The organism is Vreelandella olivaria (assembly GCF_023507745.1).
In the GTDB taxonomy this organism is placed as follows: Bacteria; Pseudomonadota; Gammaproteobacteria; order Pseudomonadales; family Halomonadaceae; genus Vreelandella; species Vreelandella olivaria_A.
On record NZ_JALPZO010000182.1, the window covers coordinates 40,962 to 59,424 of the forward strand.

Sequence of the window (18,463 nt, forward strand, 5' to 3'; positions counted from 1 at the left end):
GCTACAATAGCACGCTTACTCTTTCAGACTGGAGCGGCAATGATTGATTGGCGCGGGATTGATACCGTCCTACTTGATATGGATGGTACGCTGCTGGATCTGCACTTCGATAGCCACTTCTGGCTAGAGCATCTGCCCAGACGCTACGTGGAGCTTCATCAACTGGACGAGGCCAGCCAGGAAGCATTGCGGGCACGTATTATTGACGAACAGGGTACCCTCAACTGGTACAGCCTTGCCTATTGGAGCCGCGAGTTAGGCGTGGATATCGTTGCGTTAAAAAGAGAGGTGCAGCACCTGATTGGCCTGCGGAGTGATGCCTTGGATTTTCTCACGTGGTTAAAGCAGGCCCATCCCCGCGTGGTGCTGGCCACCAATGCTGATAAGGCCAGTCTGGCGCTAAAATTGCCGCTCACGGGGTTGGAAAAGTACCTTGATGCCATCATCTCCTCTGAAGACGTAGGGTTTGCCAAAGAGGAGCAGGCCTTCTGGTTTGCCTTGCAGGCGCGTGAGCCCTTCGACCCCTCGCGTACCCTGTTTATTGATGACAACACGCGCGTACTCGAAAGTGCCCGTGAGTTTGGCATCAAGCACCTGCTAGGGATCAAACAGCCCGATAGCCGACGGCCTGAAAAAGAGCTTCAGGAGTTTATTGCCCTAGACCGATTTGCCCAACTGCTGCCAGCTAGTCTGCCAGGGCAGCTCTCATCAAGTTAAGGAGAGCGTTGAATGAACGACAGTGTTCGCTTGGATAAATGGCTATGGGCGGCGCGTTTTTTTAAGACGCGTGCCCTTGCTAAAAAAGCTATCGAAGGTGGCAAGGTTCACTATGATGGTGCGCGTGTTAAAACCAGCAAAAATGTTGAACTGGGGGCACTCATACGTGTTCCCCAGGGATGGGATATTTTCGAAGTGGAAGTGATTGCCCTAACCGACCAGCGCCGTGGCGCACCGGAAGCCCGCAAGCTCTATGCAGAAACCCAGGAGAGCGCTCAACGTAGAGCCCGGGAAGCAGAGGCTCGTCGCTTGACCAATGAAGCCATGCAGCACCCTCTCAGGCGCCCCGATAAAAAACAGCGTCGGGATATTCAGCGCTTTCAGCGCCAGCAGGGTGAGTGAGCAACGGCTCATTCACTATTCGCCGCAGGTTTTCCTTCCCTCTTTCCTATGGTTATTTTATGTCTGATCAAATTCAACGTTTCCTGTTTGACCAAACCAATGTGCGCGGCGAGATCGTGACCCTTGGTGACGCCTACCATGAGGTGCTGGACCGCCACGCCTACCCACCTGTGGTTAACGAACTGCTCGGTGAGCTATTGGCCGCTGTAGCGCTACTGACCGATACGGTTAAACTGGATGGCACGCTAAGCATTGAAGTGCGCGGCCAAGGCACGCTTGCGCTGCTCATGGCGGAGTCCAACCCTGGGGGTGAGCTGCGTGCCATTGCCCGCATTGCAGAAGGCGCTACACTGCCTGATGAACACGCCAGCTTCCGCGAACTGGTAGGCCATGGTCAAATCGTTATCACCCTCGACCCCCAGGAAGGGCACCGCTACCAGGGCATTGTGGCGCTTGACCACGATACATTGAGCGGTTGCCTGGAAGCCTACTTCGGCCAATCAGAGCAGTTACCTACCCGGCTGTGGCTGGCGGCTGATGGTAAGCGGGCAGGAGGACTTTTACTGCAGCGCTTGCCGGATGCATCACAAAACCAGGACGTCGATGCCTGGGAACGCAGTGTTCATCTGGCGGATACCATCAAGCCTGAAGAGTTGCTGGGGCTTGAGCAGCGGGAAGTCCTTTACCGACTCTATCACGAAGAGACGGTACGGGTATTTGATCCAAAAACAGTACGCTTTGGCTGTACCTGCTCACGTGAGCGTATGAGTCATGCGTTGTACACATTAGGGCAGGAAGAGTTGCGCGATATTCTGCGTGAGCAGGGCGCTATTGATACGCAATGCCACTTTTGTCACACGAAATATCACTACACCGCCGCGGATATTGAAACTTTGTTGGAAAACCCGGATGCGCCACCCCCAGTAATTCACTGATTATGTAGTCGGCCTGAGAGTGAGGGCTGAAAACAGCTGGTCATTGCCGTGCCAGATACAGCAATGCACGTGGCGTACCGAATAAACGATTGTTTGAAAGAAATACTGCGCTGCAACACAAAATGTTGTGTAATTGTAGTAGTTTAACTACAAAATATTTGCTTAAAGCCCCCGTTTCCTGGGGGCTTTATTTTTGCCATAATGCGCCGGACTTCAGCGCCCCCAGCCCTCTACCCAAGAGGATCGGGATGACTATTTAAGGCGTCGGTGACGCCCGGTAAACGAGAGAAAAGGCCTTAAGGCCCAGGAATCGACATGACCACGACTCAAGCCGCTCCCCAACCCCACGTTAATCTCAGCAGCGCCGAACTGATCGAGCGCGCCGTGGCCCGTGGTGAAGGCCGCCTGTCGGCTAATGGTGCCCTGGTGGTAAACACCGGTCTACGTACAGGGCGTTCACCTAAAGATCGTTTTATCGTCGATGAGCCTTCTACCCGCGACAGTATCGATTGGGGCGCTGTTAACCGTCCGTTCGATGCGGAAAAATTCTCAGCGCTGTGGGCTCGTGTAGAAGACTACCTGGGCAGCCGTGAGCATTTCGTTGCCGAACTCCACGTAGGCAGTGATTCCACGCACTATCTGCCGGTACGCGTTACCACCGAAACGGCATGGCAAAACCTGTTTGGCCATACCATGTTTGTACGTCCTGAGATCTATAATCAAGCAGCCAAAGACGAATGGACTATCCTGAATGCTGCGGGCTTTGAGTGTGACCCAAATCGTGATGGCACCAATTCAGATGGATGCGTGATTCTCAACTTTGCCGAGCGCAAAGTACTGATCGCCGGTATGCGTTATGCGGGCGAGATGAAAAAAGCGATGTTCTCTGTGCAGAACTTCCTGCTACCGGCTGCCGATGTACTGCCGATGCACTGCTCTGCAAACGTGGGTGAAGATGGTGAAACCTGCCTGTTCTTTGGCCTTTCAGGTACTGGCAAAACAACCCTTTCCGCCGATCAGGCGCGCTACCTGATTGGTGATGACGAGCACGCCTGGGGTGATGGTATTGTCTTCAACATGGAAGGCGGTTGCTATGCCAAATGTATCGATCTCTCCGAGAAAAACGAGCCGGTTATCTGGAACGCCATTAAGTTTGGCACCGTGCTGGAGAACGTGGTTCTAAACGATCGACGCGAACCAGATTACGCCGATGATAGCCTGACCCAAAACTCCCGTGCCGCCTATCCGCTGGAGCATGTTGAGAAACGTGTACCGGAAAATCTGGCAGGCGAGCCAAGTGCCATAGTGTTCCTGACCTGTGATATGTCTGGGGTATTGCCGCCGGTATCTGTATTGTCGAAAGAAGCCGCCGCGTACCACTTCCTGTCTGGCTACACCGCTAAAGTGGGTTCGACAGAAATGGGCTCCTCCGAAGGTCTGGCAGCAACGTTCTCCACCTGTTTCGGTGCACCGTTCTTCCCGCGTCCGGCACGTGAATACGCTGACCTGCTGATTAAGCGTGTGGCAAAGAAAGATGCCCAGGTATATCTGGTCAACACTGGGTGGACCGGTGGCGCCTACGGTGAAGGTGGCTCACGCTTCTCTATTCCCACCACCCGCGCCATTATCAGCGCCATCCAGTCTGGTGTGTTGCGTAACGTTGAAACCAAGCACATTGATGGCTTGAATCTGCAGGTTCCGGTCGCTGTGCCGGGTGTCGACTCCAGTCTGCTTGACCCACGCGACACCTGGAGCGATCGCGAGGCTTACGAGCGCCATCTTAAGGATCTGGCTAGTAAGTTCGTGGATAACTTCAAGAAGTTTGAAGGTGTTAGCGAAGCCATCATCCAGGCGGGACCGCAGTTAGGCTAAACGCATAGCGGCATGCTCCAACAAAAAGCTCTGGCATCACTGTCAGGGCTTTTTTTATTGCCACATTTTTTACCTCACAATCCCCTTAAAAAATCCATCTTTAAAATTAGGAGTAGAGCAAGTTTAAAGCGGGTTAGTCCGCTGGTTTGGTAAAGAGTCATCGGAGGAGGGCCAAAACATAAATAACGACGCTATTTTATTTAGCCAACAATAATCAAATAGGCAACTTGATAATATGAATAATATGGTCAATAAACGACCCAGGGAGATAAGGAGAGCCACGGCATGAATTTTCTGATCCGGAGGACCCTTTCCAGAATCCACAACCTCCACGATGTGGAACGCCTTGCACAGCGCAAGCTACCCAGGCCGATTTTCGGTTATATCGACCATGTAGCGGAGGATGGCCGCACCCAGTGTACCAACCTGTCCGCCTTCGACGAGTACTGTTTCCTGCCCAAGGCTTTCGTCAACGTCTCCCATATCGATCTGCAAACCGAGCTCTATGGTAAGCGCTATGCGGTGCCCTTTGGCATTGCGCCAATGGGAATCAGCGCGCTATCTGCCTATCAGGGGGACCTTGTGCTTGCCCGCGCGGCTGCCGCGCGTAACCTGCCGATGATCATGAGTGGTTCATCATTGATTCCTATGGAGCAGGTGGCTGAGGTTGAGGGAGCAGACTGGTTCCAGGCCTACCTACCGGGCACGCCAGAAGGCATTGAAGCCTTGATAGAGCGAATCAAACGGGCGGGCTTCAAGAAGCTGGTGGTCACGCTTGATTACCCGGTTCCACCCAATCCCGATAACCTCCGCCGGTCGGGGTTTTCGTCCCCCCTCGAACCTAGCCTGAGGCTCGCTTTCGACGGCCTGATACGCCCCGATTGGTTATGCAATACCTTCCTGCGTACGCTGTGGAAGCATGGCATGCCCCATTTTGAAAACAATCATGCGGAGCGCGGTGCGCCGATGATTTCACGGAGGGCTGCGCGGGACTTCTCGGGACGCCGCCACTTCGACTGGGGGTATCTCGATCTGGTACGTCGCTTATGGCCTGACACCCTCATCGTTAAAGGCATTCTCAATCCTGATGATGCGGTACGTGCGCATAAGGCAGGTGTCGAAGGCATTATTCTCTCCAACCACGGGGCGCGTCAGTTGGATTGCACTATCTCCCCGCTGCAGGTGCTACCGGAGGTGAAACGCCGCGTTAGTGATATTCCCATTATGATCGACAGTGGCTTCCGTCGCGGTACTGATGTGATCAAGGCGCTGGCGTTAGGGGCCGATTTTGTCTTCGTTGGTCGCCCCTTCAACTATGCAGCTGCCTGTGCAGGGCAGGCTGGCGTGGAGCATGTCGCCGATCTGCTGGAGCGTGAAATCGAAAGGAATATGGCGCTGCTGGGGCTTACCAGTCTCTCTCAACTGAATTTTGCTTGCCTGTGCCAGCCCTCCAGGAGCGGGGGGCTAAACCCAGAGTAAGAAGGTAGTCATTGTATTTTCAGGACGCTGGTGGGGGGCCGCACCTGGCGGGGTGATTCCTGTCGGGTTCTGCCCGTGGGGCAGGTAATGATATAGGCCTGATATCACTACCAATTGCCACTGTGCTATCTCAGGCTTTCTCATGCAGCCTGAAAAAAATGCTTGCAGACTAAAATCGAGTGTGTTTTTAATAAATAGCATAAAAAAACACAAAACCACATAAAAACAACTTTATCAGACGCTCGCCATCATCACACCTGTTTCCATCTACGTTGGAGAGACTGCGATGCGTCCTACATCTACGAAATTAATCGGTGCCGCTTTACTCAGTATCAGTGCAGCAACCTCAATGGCCCATGCCAGTTCCATCACTGTGTACAGTGCCCTGGAACAGGATGAAATCAACACCTATCTACAGCAGTTGCGTTCCGACCACCCTGACCTGGAGGTTAATGTGCTGCGGCTCTCTACCGGGGATCTGGCGGCACGCTTGATCGCTGAAGCCGAACGGCCACAGGTGGATGTGGTATGGGGCATGGCACTGAGTAACATGATCGACCCGCAAATTCTCGGTCAACTGGCCCCCTATACACCTGAAGGAATCGATGTACTCGCAGCACCCTATAAGGATGACGAGGGGCGCTGGTTTGCGGCAACCGGGTATTTGGGAGCGTTGTGTATTAATGAGCCGATGATTGAGCGTCTGGGCTTGCCTATGCCCACCTCATGGGCCGATCTCGCTGATCCTGTTTACAAAGGTGAGATTGTGATGCCCAACCCCGCCTCTTCAGGAACGGGCTACATGCAGATGGTGGCCATCGAGCAGGGCACACCGGATGGCTGGGAGTTAATCGAGCAGATTGATAAAAACGTGGCGCAATACACCAGTTCAGGCTCACGGCCATGTCAGATGGCGAGAACAGGCGAGTATGCCATCGGCGCCTCATTTGCGTTCGTGGCGATGCGCTCTATTGCGGAAGGATACCCGATCAAAATGGTAATTCCAGAAGATTTTGCAGGCTATGAGCTGGAAGCATCAGCCATGCTAAGCAGTTCCGCCAACCCGGAGGCTGCGCAGAAATTCTTGGATTGGACGCTATCTGACTCGGTGGCTGACTTATATGGCGCGTACAAGGAAATTGTCACCATTCCTGGTGCCAGCCGACCTGAAGGAGCTGATGAGGCAGGCCTTCCAGCCAATGTCGAGGAGGTTCTCTTCCCGATGGACTTTGCCCAGTCCGCAAATGATAGACCGAACTTTATGGCCGAGTGGCAGCAGCGTATAGGGCGCTAGGAAGAAGGCGGCTTGGCCACAGGCCGAGCCGCTTGTCCGCCTCCTCTTCGAATTGGCTTCTATACGGCTGGATGAAATCATGTATCTAGAGATAGATAATTTATACAAGATATTCGGGGATAACATCGTTCTCGATCGGATCAACCTTGAGGTCGATAGCGGAGAATTCGTCTGCCTGTTAGGCCCCAGCGGTTGTGGCAAAACCACCTTACTAAGAATCATCGCAGGCTTGCTGCCCTCTGACGGTGGCAAGCTCTCGCTTGATGGCAAACATCTCACCAACCTGCCTGCCAGAGAGCGTAATTTCGGCATCGTATTTCAGTCATACTCCTTATTCCCTCATATGACGGCCAAAGAGAACGTGGGGTATGGTCTGAAGATCAGAGGGTGGAATAAAAAGGAGATCGAAAAGCGGTCGATGGAGATGCTTGAACTGATCAATCTTGCCGAGATGTCGAACCGGTATCCCCATCAACTCTCAGGGGGGCAGCAGCAAAGGATTGCCCTGGCCCGGGCGCTGGCGATCGACCCTTCGATCATACTGCTTGATGAGCCGCTCTCTGCACTGGATGCCAAAGTGCGCGAAAAAATGCGCATGGAAATAAAAGACGTACAGCGGCGGTTGGGTATTCCCATCCTGATGGTGACCCACGATCAGGAGGAAGCGCTGGCACTGGCTGATAAAGTGGTTTGCATGAATAAAGGGATGATTGAGCAGATAGGGCGCCCGGATGAGCTGTATTTACGACCCCGCACACGCTTTGTGGCCGATTTCATCGGTGCCAGCAATCTCATGGCGCTGGATTGGGTAAGTAAGCACTTACCGGAAGCAATGGCAACACTACCTCAGGAGCGTGATGAATACTTCCTGTGCATAAGGCCGGAATTCGTCATTCTAAACGGTGATGCTGCAAAACCGGCCAACGTAAAGAGCGTCACCTTCCATGGCAGTTTTAACCGAGTGTGCGTTGAGTATGCCGGGGTGGAGATGACCGCAGAAGTACACAACCATATTCAATGTGATCCAGGGGCCAGTGTGGGAGTGTCGTTTGATGCCAACGGGTTTGTGTGGGTGAAATCATGAGTCATATTGCCTCGCACGCAGCGAAGAAGGGGGGATTCATTTCAGGCCCTCATCTCAGCCTCGATAAAGTACTTGTGGTGGCGTCTATCCTGATTCCTCTTGTCTGCCTGCTACTGTTCTTTGGGTATCCACTCTATATCGTTTTGATCAGGAGCCTTACCCTGCCTGATGGCACCCTGGGGCTGGTGAATTACGCCCAGGTGTTTAGCAATGCGACGCTGGTGAGCGCAACACTTAATAGCCTTGTGCTAAGCGCTATGACGATGTTGATCTCTCTGCTTCTGGGGTTTGCCATTGCCTATCGGCTGGAGAGAACAAGTGCCAAAGGGAGAGCGTTTGTTACCGTCGCGCTTGCCTTGCCACTGCTGGCCCCATCACTGGTGCAGGGGCTGGGGCTGATTTTCATATTTGGCAGAAATGGGCTGATTAACCAATGGTTCGGTATCAGCATCAATCCGTATGGTTTCTATGGATTGCTGATGGCCAACATTCTTTATGCGCTACCGCAGGTGGTATTAATCATCCAGGCGGCACTGAGGCAATCGGATGCGCGACTCTATGAAGCCGCTGGTGTGATGGGCGCAACCAACTGGGAAAAGTTTCGCGATATCACGTTACCCAACGCCAAGTTCGGGTTGATAAGCGCGGGATTTGTCGCCTTTACCGTCACCATTACTGACTTTGGTAATGCCGCCGTCATCGGTGGTGATTTCAGAGTTCTGGCGACTGAGATTTATAATCAGGTCGCAGGGCAGATGAACTTCAGCATGGGGGCTGTGGTAGGCATACTGCTGCTGATTCCTACAGTGGTGGCTGTTGGAGTGGAGCGGTTTGCCGCCAGAAAACAGTCCGCATCAGCCAGTGAGAGCGCTATACCCGTCCAGCCTGATACCAATACCTGGCGTGATGTTTTGCTGGGAGCGCTGACCCACTCCTGCTCTGCCATGATCTATCTGGTGATCGGCGTTACCGTGTTTGCCAGCTTTGTTGACCTATGGCCCTACCGAATGGAGCTTACCCTGCGCCATTACAACATCAGTATGGCAGGGGGCTATACGCCCTTATGGATGTCGTTATGGATATCGCTGCTCGCGGCATCTTTGGGCGTTGTGCTTATTTTCCTGATGGCGGTATCCATGAAGAAGCTGCCCGCCCAGATAGGACGCATCGTTAATTTTATTGCCATCATGCCAGTGGGGGTACCTGGGTTGGTACTCGGGTTGGCCTATATCCTCGCGTTTAATACCGGAGGGCCGCTCACCTTATTGTATGGCACACCGTTGCTGATTGGGTTGTGTAATCTATACCACTATCACTCCCAAGGCTTCCTGACGATGATGACAGGGCTACGAGGAGTGCCCGTTTCATTGGAAGATACATGCACCTGCTTTGGTGGTGGCATGAAGGAAACGCTTCGGGACGCCGTGTTCCCATTTATGTTAACCACCTGTATTGCTGTGTTCTTTTTCCTCTTTATGCGCTCCATGGTGTCGTTGTCTGCGGTTATTTTCCTGATCACACCCAGTATCAATGTTGCCCCTGTTGCCATCATGCAGCTTAGCGACGCCGGACGAATTTCCGAGGCCGCCGCGTTTTCGACTTGCCTGATGTTGCTTGTGGTGACCGCGATGCTGCTATTGCGTTGGCTGATTAAAAAAGTGCCATCACCGGATAAAAGGAGTTAATTCATGTGGCATCACGAGCGCCACCAGCGCATCTGCTCTCTGATTAATACGTTTAACCAACTTTCCACAGAAAAGTTGGCAAGTGAGTTAGGCGTTTCGAAAGAAACAGTAAGAAGAGACTTATTGCATCTCGAAGCCGTTGGCGAGTTGCAGCGTATACACGGCGGGGCGATCTCCGTAAATAAAGAAGAGCCACCCATTAATATACGTTCGAAGCTCCATGTTAATGAAAAAAAATCGATGGTTAAGTTGGCGCGTAGCCAAATTAAAAGTGGCCAAACGCTCTTTGTGGATGCGGGGAGCACCACAACATTATTGGCAGAAGAGCTTAATAAGTTATCCGGGCTGATTGTGATAACCAACTCATGGGATGTCGCCTATATTCTGGAGTCCTGCAATCAGGAAGAGGGAGCGTCGGGATCAAACCAGGTCATTCTTCTCGGTGGCAAGGTGAATCCGCAATTAAAGTCCACCTTCGGGCAGCAAACGGTCAGTGAAATACATACTTACCGAGCGGACATGGCCTTGCTGTCACCGGTAGGGATTGAAGCCACTTTCGGTGCCAGTAGCTACGATCACGACGAAGCGGCGGTTGCACAAGCCATGGTGAATAATGCCGATAAAGTACTTCTCCTTGCAGATCACTCGAAAATAGGCAAAGTCAGTCGGGTCAGTTATTGCCCTACTAAAAGAGTGGACTTCCTGATTAGTGATCAACCGATCAATGATGCACTGATGATGGACGCATTACATCAAAGTGCTGAAGTACTGACTGGCTAAATGCCGGTAGCGTTAAAGAGATTTTAAACCTGCTTTATGTCAGCGGGTTGGGTCACTGTGTTTGTACGTTTTTATAAATTACCGCACTTCTGTCTCATAAATGAAAAGGCAGAGACGCTCCGTAGGAGTTTAATATGGCAACTCGCTCGACCATTATGGATACCAACAGCTTTCGCTCGGAATTTTCGCAGGCGCTTGATGATGACACGCGTCGCATGACCAACAAGCGCGAGGAAGTACTGGGAAAATCGTATCGGCTCTTTTACCAGAAGCCTGTGCATCTGGTGCGTGGCCAGGGGCAGTATGTATGGGATGCACAAGGCACTCAATATCTGGATGTTTATAATAATGTTGCCAGCATTGGCCATTGCCACCCCGCAGTGGTTGCCGCAGTGTCGCAGCAGATGCAGTTGATTAATACCCATACCCGCTATTTGCATCAAAGTATTCTGGACTACACCGATTCGATTCTTGCCACTGTGCCCGGTGCTATTGATCGTGCGATGTATATGTGCACCGGCTCTGAAGCTAATGATCTGGCTATCCGCGTTGCCAGAGCTTTTACCGGCGGTACTGGCATTATCGTGACCAAAGAGGCCTATCATGGCACCAGTGAACTGACTTCCGGGGCTTCCCCCGCACTGGGCAGTGGGCAGTCGCTTTCACCCACCACCTTTCTGGTGCCATCTCCTGATCAGTATCGGATAGGGATGGCCACTTTAGGGGAGTGGTTTGCAGGGGAAGTTCAAAAGGCGATCAGTACCATGAACGCCCAGGGGATTAAATTGGCAGGCTTTATCGCCGATTCCATTTTCTCGTCGGATGGTGTGTTACCGGGCGTGCCAGGTTTTCTGAAACAGGCTATTGACGTAGTGCATGCCAACGGCGGTGTGTTTATTGCCGATGAGGTTCAGCCAGGTTTTGGTCGTACCGGGGAAGCATTTTGGGGCTTTGCCCGCCACGGTCTGGTGCCCGATATTGTCACTCTCGGCAAACCGATGGGAAATGGAATCCCCGTCTCTGGGCTGTTGGCGAAAAGCGATGTATTGGCAGCGTTCAGCGACCAAATACCCTATTTCAATACCTTCGGTGGAAATCCGGTCTCCATGGTGGCGGCACAGGCGGTGCTGAAGGTTATTGAGGAGGAAGACCTCCAGATCCACAGTTTGCGGATGGGGGAGGCACTGCTTAAAGAGTTGTTACCGCTAAAAGAGAAGTACAACTGTGTAGGGGACGTACGGGGAGCGGGGCTGTTTATTGGATTTGAACTCGTCACCGATCAGCAAAGTAAAACTCCCAACAAGGCGTTGGCACTCCAGGTGATCGAAGCTCTGCGCGAAGAGCACGTGCTGACCTCGGTCGCTGGCCCCTATGGCAATGTACTAAAACTGCGCCCACCTTTAGCGTTTCAGACCCATGATATTGATTGGCTGGTAGGGGCATTGGATAAGAGTTTGGCGAAGCTCGCCTCTTAGCGCGGTGGCATAATTTATTACAAGCGAAACCCTTCCATAATATGTTCCGCCAGACTGTCAATAATGGGCGATTGGGTGGAGGAGGTGCGCAAGAGCACAATGGAGGCTTCCGGTAATTCAGGGAAGCCCTCTTCCTTGCCTAATACCTGCATATCTGGCGTAACCAAACTACTCATCCAGGCGGAAACGGCCAGGCCTGCGCTTACGACTGCCTGAAGGGTGGCAAGGCTAGGGCTACTATAAGCCACACGGTAAGCGCGACCCTGGCGATCGAGAGCATTGCAAGCATGGCGTCGGCAAAAGCAGGGGACTTCAAACATCGCAAGCGGTACCGGCGAAGTTAGATGAATGCTATGGCTAGCTGCCGCAACCCACACGGTGGATTCGCGCCGTAAAATAACGCCGATCTCATCACCTACCTCCCGGGTCATAATGCTCAGGTCAAGATGTTCCCGGGTTTGCTGCGAAAGCACCGATGAAGGCGCACAGAGAACATCCACATCCACCAGGGGCCAGGCTTGAGAAAAGGATTTTAGAATGCCGGGAAGAAAGCGCATCACATAATCATCAGGAACACCCAACCGAACCTTGCCTACCATATCCGGTTGGCGCAATACGTTTAGCGCCTCCCCGTGCAGGTCCAGAATACGCCGGGCATAGCTAAGCAGCGTATGACCTTCACTGGTCAGTCGTAGTTGCTTCCCTTGACGTAACAGTAGCGGATGCTGAATCACATCCTCTTCAAGCCGCTTCATTTGCATGCTCACCGCCGACTGAGTGCGGTTTACTGCCCGTGCTGCTTTTGTGAACCCACCATTATCAACAATGGCAATAAAGGTACGTAACAACTCATGGTCAATGGTGGGCTGCATAAGGAGCGCTCGCCTGATCATCAATTTAAATGATGCTGTGTATAAGAACTATTCGTTGGATTGATTTTAGAGCCTCCTTAATACTTTCTCCATCATTAAATGAGAGGTGGAGGAGGACACAATGAACTATCTATTAAAGCAAGCGCATCAACAGGGGCAGGCAGCGCAAACGGCCTTGTGCACAAAGGCTAAAGCTGGCTGGCGATTAAAGTTAAAGCGGTGGCGCCAGTTACGGCGTGAAAGACATGCACTGCGCTATTTAAGCGATGCCACCCTGAAAGATATCGGCCTTAGCCGCGAACAGGTACAGAGCGAAGCCAGTAAGCCATTTTGGAACGATAAGAACTGGTGCCGCTAGCAGGGTGCGGCAACAAAGCGCTGGGCTGGCGGGTTGGCAATCCATGCCAGCCCTGGTCGATTGTGGTACCTTGTCGGCACCTCGAATGCTGCATGAGTTAGTTGCACGTTATGGATGTCAAACAACGCATTATTTTGCGCTTAGCCACCGAGCTAAACGTACGGCCTGAACAGGTCTCCGCCACGGTAGAGCTTCTGGATGGTGGCGCTACCGTACCGTTTATTGCCCGCTACCGTAAAGAAGTGACCGGTGCACTGGACGATACCCAGTTACGCCAACTTGATGAGCGTTTGCGCTATCTGCGTGAGCTTGAAGAGCGCCGCGAAGCGGTACTGTCCGCCATCGATGAGCAAGGCAAGCTGGACGACGCGCTTAAAGCGACCATTCAGGCAGCAGAAACCAAGCAGCGACTGGAAGATCTATATCTACCGTTTAAGAAAAAGCGCCGTACCAAAGCGCAGATTGCCCGCGAAGCCGGGCTAGAGCCGCTGGCCGATGCTTTGCTTGCAAACCCGACATTAGACCCGGAAACAGAAGCAGGTAACTACCTGCGCCCCGCTGAAGGCGATATACCCGCCATTGAGGATGCCAAAGCAGCTCTCGACGGGGCCAAGCAAATCCTGATGGAGCGCTTCGCTGAAGACCCCGAACTGATCGGCCAGCTGCGCGAACGTTTATGGCAGGAAGGCGAGCTTAGCGCCCGTGTACTGGATGGCAAGCAGCAGGAGGGTACCAAGTTTTCCGACTACTTTGAACATGATGAAAAGCTTGCCAAAGTGCCGTCGCACCGCGCTCTGGCCATGTTTCGTGGCCGTAACGAAGGCATTCTAAGTCTCGCCATTCGCTTGCCTGGGGAAGATGAAGCCCCCATTCATCCCGCCCAGGTTGCCATTGCCAAACAGGTGGGTATTTGTGATGAAGGTCGCGCTGCCGACAAGTGGCTGAGTGAAGTCGTGCGCTGGACATGGCGGGTAAAGCTCTATACAGCCCTGGAAACTGAACTGCTGGGCCGTCTTCGCGAGCAAGCAGAGCAAACCGCCATTGATGTCTTTGCCGCCAACCTGAAAGACCTGCTACTGGCGGCACCTGCAGGCCAAAAAGTCACCCTGGCGCTCGACCCCGGTTTGCGGACCGGCTGCAAAGTGGCCGTTATCGATGCCACCGGGCAGTTTATCGATCAGGCGACGATTTATCCCCACGCACCCCAGAACCGCTGGGACGAATCGCTTAACGTGTTAGCCAAGCTGGTGAAGCAGCATAAGGTTGAGCTGATTGCGGTGGGTAATGGCACGGCCAGCCGGGAAACCGACAAACTGGCAGGTGAGCTGTTGAAAGCGCTGGCGCCAGAGCACCGTGTGAGCAAAGTGATGGTGTCGGAGGCTGGCGCTTCGGTATATTCCGCCTCGGAATACGCTTCACGTGAGCTGCCGGACCTGGATGTGACCGTGCGGGGGGCCGTTTCTATTGCCCGCCGTCTGCAGGACCCGCTGGCCGAGCTGGTGAAAATCGAGCCCAAATCCATAGGGGTGGGGCAATATCAGCACGACGTATCCCAGATGCAGCTATCGCGCAGCCTTGAAGCGGTGATCGAGGATTGTGTAAACGCCGTAGGGGTAGACCTGAATACCGCTTCCAGCGCGTTACTCTCCCGGGTAGCCGGTCTCAGTGCCATGATTGCAGAAAATATTGTGGCCCAGCGCAATGTAAAGGGCGCATTTAAAAGCCGTGAAGAACTGCTGGAAGTTAGCCGTCTGGGGCCAAAAACCTTTGAGCAGTGCGCCGGGTTCTTACGCATCAGCCATGCCGAAAACCCGCTGGATGCCAGTGCCGTCCACCCGGAAGCTTACATATTGGTAGAGCGGATGGCGAAGCAGACTGGGCGGGACATAAAAGGCCTGATCGGCGACAGCGCAACGTTAAAGGCGCTGAAGCCTGCCGATTTCGCTGACGAGCGTTTCGGGGTGCCGACAGTGAGCGATATTTTGAAAGAACTGGACAAGCCCGGTCGCGACCCGCGCCCGGAGTTTAAGGCAGCGGAATTCCGCGAAGGTGTCGAAACCCTAAAAGATCTTAAACTGGGTATGGTGTTGGAAGGCACCGTGACCAACGTTACGCACTTTGGCGCTTTTGTGGATATCGGTGTCCATCAGGATGGCTTGGTGCATATCTCGGCGCTATCGGATCGCTTTATCGACGACCCGCGTAGTGTGGTTAAGGCGGGCGATATTGTTACCGTTAAAGTCATGAGTGTGGATATACCCCGCAAGCGGGTAGGGCTTTCCATGCGTCTGGATGACGAGCCAGAGCAGGCACAAAACGCACCGGGTAAAGCCGCAACTGACGAACCACGCAAGCCCAACCGCAGTCAGCGCCAGGGGAGCAAAAGCAGTCAGGCACCTGCTGCGATGGGCGCGCTTGGTGCGGCACTACTCAAAGCGAAGCAGGGCAAATAGTCGCGCGTCTTGAATATTTAATGGTTGCCGCCATATCCTGCTTTCTATTCTCGCTAAAAGATGCGGGCAACGTTTATGGCAATGCCAGCTGATTTCACCAAGGCCTGCTCACAGCAGGCCTTACTGACAAGGAGTGTTCACCTTGCCTGAACCACTCACTGTGCCATCCTCGCTAACCGCCCAGGTGGAGCGTTTGTTGCCCAGCGCTCGCCTTGGGCGTTTGGGTCGCCTGCGTCGCGGGCTGGAGAAAGAAGGGCTACGCGTTGATGCCAATGGACATATTGCACAAACGCCACATCCGTATGCATTAGGCTCGAAGCTGACTCACCCGCATATCACCACCGACTACTCCGAAGCACTGCTGGAGTACATTACGCCTGTTTATTCAGAGCCGCGGGAAGCGCTGGCATTCTTGTCAGATCTGCACACCTTTACCTATCATCACCTGGAAAACGAGTGGATATGGCCGGGCAGCATGCCCTCACGGCTATCGGGCAACGACAGTGTGCCCATTGCCGATTACGGCATCTCCAATGTAGGCACCATGAAACATGTCTACCGCAAAGGGCTGGATGTACGTTACGGGCGTATCATGCAGGCCATCGCTGGGGTGCATTACAACGTATCGCTGCCGGATGATATGTGGCACGCTCTGCGGGAGCTGGAAAAAGCCACCAATATCCCCTTTAATGACTATCGCTCCACCCGCTATTTCGGCTTGATTCGTCACTTCCGTCGTCATAGCTGGCTGTTGCTGTACCTGTTTGGCGCATCGCCTGCGGTGGATAAAAGCTTTCTGCCTGAAGGTCAGGTGCCAGAGAAACTCAAGGTGCTTAGCGACGACACCTACTACGCTCCCTACGCCACCACCCTGCGTATGTCCGACCTGGGCTACCAAAACAAGGTGCAGTCCCAGCTAAAAATCTGCTTCAACTCGCTCTCCAACTACGTTAATACCCTGCGCCACGCGATTTCAACGCCGTGGCCCGATTATGAAAAACTGGGGGTGAACGAAGACGGTGAGTGGCAGCAGTTAAATGCCAATATCCTGCAGATCGAAAACGAGTACTACAGCGATATACGCCCCAAGCGTGTTGCCAAGCACAACGAAACGCCCAGTCAGGCGTTGGAAGCACGTGGTGTAGAGTACATCGAAGTGCGCTGTCTGGACTTGAATCCGTTTGACCCCCTTGGTGTCACGGAAGCTCAGATGCGGTTTGTAGACACCTTCCTGATGTGGTGCCTGTTAAGCGACAGCCCATGGATTTCCGATGACGAGTGCGACCGACTGGATGACAACCGTCGCTGGGTGGTAGAGCGTGGGCGTGATCCAGCGCTCACTCTGGTGCGCGATGGAGAAAGTACCACGGTGCGGGAGTGGGGCGAGCAGATCTTTGCTGAAATGGCCGAAGTAGCACGCTTGCTGGATGCCGTGGAAGAGGGGACTCCCCATGCTGCCGCGCTCAACGCGCTGGCCCCCCGTTTGCAAGACCCGTCATTGACGCCTTCTGCACAGATGCTCAAGTGTTTGGAAGAGGGCAATGGCTCGTTGAGCGATACGCTATTGAGCCTGGCTCAACAGCAGGCTGATAAGTTGAAAGCGACGCCTATGCTGCGTTCCCGTGAAGCGTTATTGGCTCAGTTAATTGAAACCTCTCATCAGCAGCAGCATGATATTGAAGCCGCCGATCATGTGAGCTTTAGTGAGTTTCTTAGCAGCTACTTCGCCAAAGCGCGTGAGTCTCGTGCGCTGTCGGCAATTTCACTCGAGGAAGGTCAATAATGTCACCAGCCATTCGTTCCACTGCACTTGCAGGCTTCGCATTTTGTGTACTTATGATGGCGGTCGCCTTGGGACTGGAGCATATAGGCGGGCTTGAACCCTGTCCATTGTGTATTTTCCAGCGGGTCGCGGTGATCACCACGGGGTTGGTGTTATTAATAGCGGCACTGCATAACCCTCATGGTAAGGTGGGTAAAGGGATCTACGGCCTGCTTGGTTTAGCCGCTGTAGGTACCGGCGCTTTTATTGCCGGGCGCCACGTATGGCTGCAAAGCCTGCCCGCAGATCAGGTTCCTTCATGTGGCCCAGGGCTTGATTACATGATGGATATTCTGCCCATGCAGGAAGTGGTTGCCATGGTGCTGTCAGGCTCTGGTGAGTGTGCGGAAATCGACTTTGTACTGTTAGGCCTCTCATTGCCCGCATGGACGTTAGTCGGCTTTTGCATCCTGGTTATCGCACCGCTGCGGATTTTATGGTTGGCTGTAAAGCGCTAGGATGACACGAACAAGAGGCCAGCCAATCAGTTGGCCTTGAGTATCAAAGAAACCATACCCGCTGGGATTGACAGGGTTAGCAGGAAAGGCGAGTCTAGCCCTCTTGAAGGCGACTATCTGCAAGGAGAAAGCCCCATGCTCGAAGATTGCAAAAATGCCCTGGAGCGCTGGGGGGGCGTACATAGCTTGATTGACCGCTGGCTGGACCAGCGCCGGTCGTTGTTGGTCAGTTTTATCGAATTGAAAGAAGCCTGCGATATTGAGTTGGAAGCGGTCAGTAAAGTGCGTATTGATACCTTCAGCGAATTGTTGATGGACTATATCAGCGCGGGCCATTTCGAAATTTATCCTCAGCTGGCGGAAGAGGCAAAGGCGTTCGATGATGAGAGCGCTTTGTTGATTGCTGCGCAGTTACTGGAGCGGTTGGATATGTCGACGGCGATGGTATTGGAATTCGATGAGGATTTCGTCTCGCCTGTGCGTTGCCAACAGAATCTGGTTCGTTTACCTGCCTGGATTGACCGCTTAGCCAAAGGTCTCACCGAGCGCTTCGCGCTGGAAGACCAGCTTATTGCCCGCCTACACGCTGCCCACAGCCCCAAACAAATGAAATCCCCCGCCTGAAACACTACCGCGCGCTACGCGAAACCACACCCTCATAAAACTTGGTGGAAGTATATCCCGTAGCGCTTGGTAACGAGTCTGCGAGGAACGAGCACCGAGGGCACCCGCGGGTGGCGGCGCCAACCGCCCCGGTTATGCCTCCATCATCAAACC

The 18,463-nt window shown here is 53.4% G+C and carries 16 protein-coding genes; 15 read left to right on the plus strand and 1 reads right to left on the minus strand.

The genetic code is table 11. From position 1 onward, the window contains the following. Positions 1-39 precede the first annotated feature (39 nt). The 10 genes from yrfG (at position 40) to HP566_RS21120 (ending at position 11,723) form a co-directional block, all read left to right on the plus strand. The gene (yrfG, locus tag HP566_RS21075) at positions 40-717 is read left to right on the plus strand and encodes a GMP/IMP nucleotidase (RefSeq protein ID WP_249979262.1); all 678 of its coding nucleotides are present in this window, start codon (positions 40-42) and stop codon (positions 715-717) included. Between the two features lie 12 nt (positions 718-729). Continuing rightward, a complete protein-coding gene (gene hslR, locus HP566_RS21080) occupies positions 730-1,119 on the plus strand; it encodes a ribosome-associated heat shock protein Hsp15 (protein WP_249979263.1) in 390 nt (129 codons plus the stop codon). Positions 1,120-1,178: 59 nt separating this feature from the next. Beyond that, positions 1,179-2,054: an Hsp33 family molecular chaperone HslO gene (gene hslO, locus HP566_RS21085; protein WP_249979264.1), complete on the plus strand. Its 876-nt coding sequence runs from the start codon at positions 1,179-1,181 to the stop codon at positions 2,052-2,054. A 315-nt stretch (positions 2,055-2,369) separates the two neighbouring features. Further along, positions 2,370-3,926: a phosphoenolpyruvate carboxykinase gene (locus tag HP566_RS21090; protein WP_249979265.1), complete on the plus strand. Its 1,557-nt coding sequence runs from the start codon at positions 2,370-2,372 to the stop codon at positions 3,924-3,926. Between the two features lie 285 nt (positions 3,927-4,211). Beyond that, the gene (locus HP566_RS21095; protein WP_249979266.1) at positions 4,212-5,405 is read left to right on the plus strand and encodes an alpha-hydroxy acid oxidase; all 1,194 of its coding nucleotides are present in this window, start codon (positions 4,212-4,214) and stop codon (positions 5,403-5,405) included. 286 nt (positions 5,406-5,691) lie between these two features. Continuing rightward, on the plus strand, positions 5,692-6,699 hold the full coding sequence (locus HP566_RS21100; protein ID WP_249979267.1) for an extracellular solute-binding protein: 1,008 nt from the start codon (positions 5,692-5,694) through the stop codon (positions 6,697-6,699). Positions 6,700-6,778: 79 nt separating this feature from the next. Beyond that, on the plus strand, positions 6,779-7,783 hold the full coding sequence (locus HP566_RS21105) for an ABC transporter ATP-binding protein (protein ID WP_249979268.1): 1,005 nt from the start codon (positions 6,779-6,781) through the stop codon (positions 7,781-7,783). Further along, a complete protein-coding gene (locus tag HP566_RS21110; protein ID WP_249979269.1) occupies positions 7,780-9,468 on the plus strand; it encodes an ABC transporter permease subunit in 1,689 nt (562 codons plus the stop codon). Before HP566_RS21105 ends, HP566_RS21110 begins: the two co-directional genes overlap by 4 nt. A gap of 3 nt (positions 9,469-9,471) precedes the next feature. Then, the gene (locus HP566_RS21115) at positions 9,472-10,248 is read left to right on the plus strand and encodes a DeoR/GlpR family DNA-binding transcription regulator (RefSeq protein ID WP_249979270.1); all 777 of its coding nucleotides are present in this window, start codon (positions 9,472-9,474) and stop codon (positions 10,246-10,248) included. A gap of 134 nt (positions 10,249-10,382) precedes the next feature. Then, on the plus strand, positions 10,383-11,723 hold the full coding sequence (locus tag HP566_RS21120; protein ID WP_249979271.1) for an aspartate aminotransferase family protein: 1,341 nt from the start codon (positions 10,383-10,385) through the stop codon (positions 11,721-11,723). A gap of 17 nt (positions 11,724-11,740) precedes the next feature. Here HP566_RS21120 and HP566_RS21125 read toward each other — a convergent pair whose 3' ends face one another. Further along, positions 11,741-12,595, minus strand: coding sequence for a LysR substrate-binding domain-containing protein (locus HP566_RS21125; RefSeq protein WP_249979272.1), 855 nt, complete (start codon positions 12,593-12,595; stop codon positions 11,741-11,743). A 121-nt stretch (positions 12,596-12,716) separates the two neighbouring features. Between HP566_RS21125 and HP566_RS21130 the strand changes: the two genes are divergently transcribed. The 5 genes from HP566_RS21130 (at position 12,717) to rsd (ending at position 18,310) form a co-directional block, all read left to right on the plus strand. After that, complete coding sequence (locus HP566_RS21130) at positions 12,717-12,953, plus strand: DUF1127 domain-containing protein (RefSeq protein ID WP_249979273.1); 237 nt, start codon at positions 12,717-12,719, stop codon at positions 12,951-12,953. Between the two features lie 110 nt (positions 12,954-13,063). After that, entirely contained in the window at positions 13,064-15,406 is a 2,343-nt protein-coding gene (locus HP566_RS21135; RefSeq protein WP_249979274.1) for a Tex family protein, read from the plus strand. Between the two features lie 142 nt (positions 15,407-15,548). Continuing rightward, positions 15,549-17,189, plus strand: coding sequence for a glutamate--cysteine ligase (gene gshA, locus HP566_RS21140; protein WP_249979275.1), 1,641 nt, complete (start codon positions 15,549-15,551; stop codon positions 17,187-17,189). Next, the gene (locus HP566_RS21145; protein ID WP_284041611.1) at positions 17,189-17,686 is read left to right on the plus strand and encodes a disulfide bond formation protein B; all 498 of its coding nucleotides are present in this window, start codon (positions 17,189-17,191) and stop codon (positions 17,684-17,686) included. Before gshA ends, HP566_RS21145 begins: the two co-directional genes overlap by 1 nt. A gap of 135 nt (positions 17,687-17,821) precedes the next feature. Then, positions 17,822-18,310, plus strand: a complete 489-nt coding sequence (gene rsd / locus HP566_RS21150; protein ID WP_249979276.1) for a sigma D regulator — start codon at positions 17,822-17,824, stop codon at positions 18,308-18,310. Positions 18,311-18,463 lie beyond the last annotated feature (153 nt).

Excerpts from the sequence above, each read along its gene's own strand:
- HP566_RS21120 (WP_249979271.1), top strand. The coding sequence starts at position 10,383 with ATGGCAACTCGCTCGACCATTATGGATACCAACAGCTTTCGCTCGGAA.
- HP566_RS21100 (WP_249979267.1), top strand. The coding sequence starts at position 5,692 with ATGCGTCCTACATCTACGAAATTAATCGGTGCCGCTTTACTCAGTATC.
- HP566_RS21130 (WP_249979273.1), top strand. The coding sequence starts at position 12,717 with ATGAACTATCTATTAAAGCAAGCGCATCAACAGGGGCAGGCAGCGCAA.
- HP566_RS21145 (WP_284041611.1), top strand. The coding sequence starts at position 17,189 with ATGTCACCAGCCATTCGTTCCACTGCACTTGCAGGCTTCGCATTTTGT.
- hslO (WP_249979264.1), top strand. The coding sequence starts at position 1,179 with ATGTCTGATCAAATTCAACGTTTCCTGTTTGACCAAACCAATGTGCGC.
- HP566_RS21110 (WP_249979269.1), top strand. The coding sequence starts at position 7,780 with ATGAGTCATATTGCCTCGCACGCAGCGAAGAAGGGGGGATTCATTTCA.
- rsd (WP_249979276.1), top strand. The coding sequence starts at position 17,822 with ATGCTCGAAGATTGCAAAAATGCCCTGGAGCGCTGGGGGGGCGTACAT.
- HP566_RS21135 (WP_249979274.1), top strand. The coding sequence starts at position 13,064 with ATGGATGTCAAACAACGCATTATTTTGCGCTTAGCCACCGAGCTAAAC.
- HP566_RS21115 (WP_249979270.1), top strand. The coding sequence starts at position 9,472 with ATGTGGCATCACGAGCGCCACCAGCGCATCTGCTCTCTGATTAATACG.
- HP566_RS21090 (WP_249979265.1), top strand. The coding sequence starts at position 2,370 with ATGACCACGACTCAAGCCGCTCCCCAACCCCACGTTAATCTCAGCAGC.
- yrfG (WP_249979262.1), top strand. The coding sequence starts at position 40 with ATGATTGATTGGCGCGGGATTGATACCGTCCTACTTGATATGGATGGT.
- HP566_RS21125 (WP_249979272.1), bottom strand. The coding sequence starts at position 12,595 with ATGCAGCCCACCATTGACCATGAGTTGTTACGTACCTTTATTGCCATT.
- HP566_RS21105 (WP_249979268.1), top strand. The coding sequence starts at position 6,779 with ATGTATCTAGAGATAGATAATTTATACAAGATATTCGGGGATAACATC.
- HP566_RS21095 (WP_249979266.1), top strand. The coding sequence starts at position 4,212 with ATGAATTTTCTGATCCGGAGGACCCTTTCCAGAATCCACAACCTCCAC.
- hslR (WP_249979263.1), top strand. The coding sequence starts at position 730 with ATGAACGACAGTGTTCGCTTGGATAAATGGCTATGGGCGGCGCGTTTT.